At 68.7% G+C, this 3755-nt stretch carries 4 protein-coding genes; 2 read left to right on the top strand and 2 right to left on the bottom strand.

Going from position 1 to position 3755, the window contains the following annotated elements:
* Positions 1-198: 198 nt before the first annotated feature.
* Complete coding sequence (locus Q8Q85_09680; GenBank protein ID MDP3774523.1) at positions 199-447, top strand: hypothetical protein; 249 nt, start codon at positions 199-201, stop codon at positions 445-447.
* Between the two features lie 69 nt (positions 448-516).
* Here the strand turns inward: Q8Q85_09680 and Q8Q85_09675 are convergent, their stop codons facing one another.
* Both Q8Q85_09675 and Q8Q85_09670 read right to left on the bottom strand, forming a co-directional pair.
* A complete protein-coding gene (locus Q8Q85_09675) occupies positions 517-771 on the bottom strand; it encodes a type II toxin-antitoxin system Phd/YefM family antitoxin (GenBank protein ID MDP3774522.1) in 255 nt (84 codons plus the stop codon).
* 88 nt (positions 772-859) lie between these two features.
* Positions 860-2398, bottom strand: coding sequence for a S41 family peptidase (locus Q8Q85_09670; GenBank protein MDP3774521.1), 1539 nt, complete (start codon positions 2396-2398; stop codon positions 860-862).
* Between the two features lie 148 nt (positions 2399-2546).
* Between Q8Q85_09670 and Q8Q85_09665 the strand changes: the two genes are divergently transcribed.
* Positions 2547-3755 (top strand): YifB family Mg chelatase-like AAA ATPase (locus Q8Q85_09665; protein MDP3774520.1); only part of this gene is annotated, 1209 nt, incomplete at its 3' end.

Below are 3755 nucleotides of genomic sequence, written 5' to 3'. Positions count from 1 at the left end.
GCCGAGGGGGTACTACTACACGGTGACCCAGATCTGGGTGCCCGAGGGGAGTCCGGCGATCGGCAGGGAATACGACCCAGCCACCCACATCGCGACGCCGGGCAACCCGGCTCGCCAGCGTCTCATCCAGTCGGGACGGGTGCACGACCATTGATGACGGGATGGTGATGGGTGAAGAGGTGAGGAAATGAGATGGTGATGAGGCGCCGACACTGTCAGGCGCCCGCGATGCGGCTCCAGTCAACGGTAAATGTCACGACGATGGCCGACTCGCACAACGGTGATCGTGATTACGCGATCCTCGATCTGGTAGATCACTCGATAGTCGCCGCTGCGGAGCCGGTACAGATCCTCGGCGCCACCAAGCTTTCTCACGCCGCTGGGCCGAGGCGTCGTCGCCAAGGCGTCTATGCGCCTGCCCAAGCGAACTCTCTCGCGTTCGGGTAGGGAACCGAACTCGCGCTCCGCGCGTCGCGTGAACACTATGCGGTAAGACACTTGCCGAGCCACTGACGATCAGAGCGAGAGACGTTTCTTGATCTTTTCCCAAGGCACTCTCTCGCCGGATTCGGCCAGAGCCTGGCGGGCGGATTCCACGTCGTAGCGGTCCTCGAGCGCCTCGAGAAGCTCCAGGTCGTCCGGCGAGATCAACGCAGCGACGTTCTTCCCGTGTCGGTGCAGAAGAACTCTCTCACCCTTAACCGCGACCTCGTCGAGGACGTCCGCGAATCTCTCCCTTGCCTTGCTGGCAGCTAGACGGTTGTTGGCCACAAGACCCTCACAGTGGTGCGACGGTGACCTTCGCGTACAATATGTACAATTTGTACTTATCGGTCAAGGGTATGGCTGCGCGGCCCTCTCATCCCCGGCCCGGTCCCCTCTGCGCCTGCGCCAGCAGGTCCTGCTGCGATCGGGCGCCGCGAAGGAGCGTCGTGGCGTGGTTGAGTTGCACGTCCCGAGGCGCCGCTCGCACGAAGGCCGCGGAGTCTGAAAGGACTAGGCCCACGAGCCGGCCTTCGAGGATGCGGTCCAGGTACTCGCCGGCCGGACGGTCGAGCGAGTCCGGCAGCAACACGCCTGCGCCGCGCAGCCGTCTTACCAGCTCGCGACGCCACTCGGGCGAAACCGCCAGCTGCGGTCCCACACCAGCCTCGAGCTCCCCCGCGTAGCCGTCCAGCACCTCGTTCACCGCGGTAGCGCGGGTGTTCAGCAGCCGGCCCACCGACTGGGCGGAGGCCGCGAGCGTGTCACCGAAGATGATGACGTCGGGCGTGATCCCGCCGCCGCCCAGGATCGCTCGGCCGCCCGCCGAGCGAAACGTCGGGCGTTGCCCGCGAACGCTGTCGCCGCGGGTCCGCTGGAGCGGCCGGCCGGCCGGCGTGAACCAGCGGCCGGTCGTGAGCTTCACGATCCAGCCGTCCGGCAGGTTAAAGGCGCCCTGCACCACACCCTTCCCGAAGGTGTTCGTCCCCAGCACCAGGGCGCGGTCGTAATCCTGGAGCGCGCCGGCCACGATCTCGGACGCGGACGCGGTCGCGCTGTCCACCAGCACCACCACGGGCGCGCGGCCGGCGAGAAGCGGGGGCCGGACCCCACGCAGCGTGTCGCTGGTGTGGCGCGAGGCGACCTCCACGATGGGGCGACCCGCCTCGATGAAGAGGTTGGTCATCCGCACCGCCTGGTCGAGGCTGCCTCCCTGGTTCCCGCGCAGGTCGAGGATGTAGCTCGTGGCGCCCGCGGCCTGCACGCGCTGGATCGCGCCGGCCACGTCGGCGGCGGAGCGGTCGCTGAAGCGCTGCACCGGGACGTAGCCGATGCCGCCGTCGAGCATCGTCACGTAGGGAACGGCCGAGACGGAGATGACGGCACGGGTGAGGTCGAGGGCGTACCGCTCGCCGGTCAAGTGGCGCGTGAGGGTGACGTGCGCGGTGGTGCCCGGCACCCCGGTGAGCGAGTTCGCGACTCGGTCCGTGGTCCATCCGTCGGTGAGCGAGTCACCGACCTGGACGATCCGGTCGCCGCGCTGGACCCCGGCCGCCTCGGCAGGCCCGCCGGGGATGACGCGCCACACCTGGATGCCGCCGCGGATCCGCACGATGCGCAGCCCGACCCCGCCGTAGCGGTTGCCCAGATCGTTACGGCTGAATCGCTCGAACTCCTGCCGGCTGAACAGCTGGGCGTACGGATCGCCCAGCGATTCCACCAGACCGCGGGCCGCGGCGGTATAGATGCTGTCGGCGCCGAGGCTGTCCACTGCCTCCTCGGCGACTATCGAGAACACGTTCTGGAAGAGCCGGAACCCGTCCGCCGGATACCGGCGCCCGAGCCCGAAGCCGCCGGCCACTAGCGGCACGGCGCAGGAGAGCAGGATCGCGAAACGACGGAGCTTCGGGGACACGGGGCCTCCAGGCCATCGACGGGTGAGATGCCGATTCATCAGTGGGTATGCCGGCAATTGGAAGGTGTCGTTCCTGGTTGCAAGGAAACGCACCGGCCTGCCTGTTTTTCGCCACCATCTTTTCGTTGACAGGTGGTAGCGTCTTGCCATGCTTGCCAGAATCGCCTCGGCGGCCGTCCTGGGGATCGACGCCTACCTGGTGGACGTCGAGACCGATATCGCCTTCGGTCTCCCGTCCTTCGCCACTGTCGGACTGCCGCACGGGGCGGTGAAGGAAAGCCGCGAGCGGGTCAACTCCGCCATCCACAACACCGGGTACTTGTTCCCGCTGCAACGCATCACGGTGAACCTCGCCCCGGCGGACATTCGGAAGGAGGGCTCGGCCTTCGACCTGCCAATCGCCCTCGGCATCCTGGCGGCGACGGGGCAGATCGATCCGGCGGGGCTCCGAGGCTACCTCGTTCTGGGAGAGCTGGGCCTCGACGGCGGGATACGGCCGATCCGCGGCGCCCTCTCGATGGCGGTGGCGGCGGAGCAGGCAGGGTGCGCCGGGCTGGTGGTCCCCGCGGCTAATGTGCGCGAGGCGGCGGTCGTGAAGACGCTCGACGTGCGCGGCGCCGCCACGCTCGCGGAGGTGGTCGGCCACCTGGACGGCGGGCCGCCGCTCCCCCGCGGCGAGGTGGACGTGGACGCGCTGTTCGCATCGCGGGCCTCCGACGCGGTGGACTTCTGCGAGGTGAAGGGTCAGGAGTATGCCAAGCGCGCGCTGGAAGTGGCGGCGGCGGGAGCGCACAACCTGCTGATGGTGGGCCCGCCCGGGAGCGGCAAGACGATGCTCGCGCGGCGTCTGCCCACGATCCTGCCGGCGATGTCGCTGGCGGAAGCGCTGGAGACGACCAAGATCCATTCGGTGGCCGGCGTCCTGCCCACGGGCGAATCGCTGATCGCCACCCGCCCGTTCCGCTCTCCGCATCACACCGTCTCCGACGCCGGACTCATCGGCGGGGGGAGCTACCCGCGGCCCGGAGAGGTCAGCCTGGCGCACAACGGAGTGCTCTTCCTCGACGAGCTGCCGGAGTTCCGGAAGAACGTGCTCGAAGTACTCCGCCAGCCCATGGAAGACGGCGCGGTGACGCTCTCGCGTGCGGCGATATCCCTGAGCTATCCGGCGCGCTTCATGCTCGCGGCGGCGATGAACCCGTGCCCGTGCGGTTTCCACGGGAGCACCGCGCGGCCGTGCGGGTGCACGCCGGCGGAGGTACGCCGGTACCTCGCCCGCGTGTCCGGCCCGCTGCTCGACCGGATAGACCTTCACCTCGAGGTGCCGGCGGTGGCTTACCGCCAGCTCTCCGACGAG

Source organism: Gemmatimonadales bacterium (assembly GCA_030697825.1).
GTDB lineage: Bacteria > Gemmatimonadota > Gemmatimonadetes > Gemmatimonadales > JACORV01 > JACORV01.
This window is presented reverse-complemented; position numbering and strand designations above follow the sequence as displayed.

What these genes read in the sequence shown, in the direction of transcription:
- Q8Q85_09680 (MDP3774523.1), top strand. Translation starts at nt 199, where the DNA reads ATGAGGCGCCGACACTGTCAGGCGCCCGCGATGCGGCTCCAGTCAACG.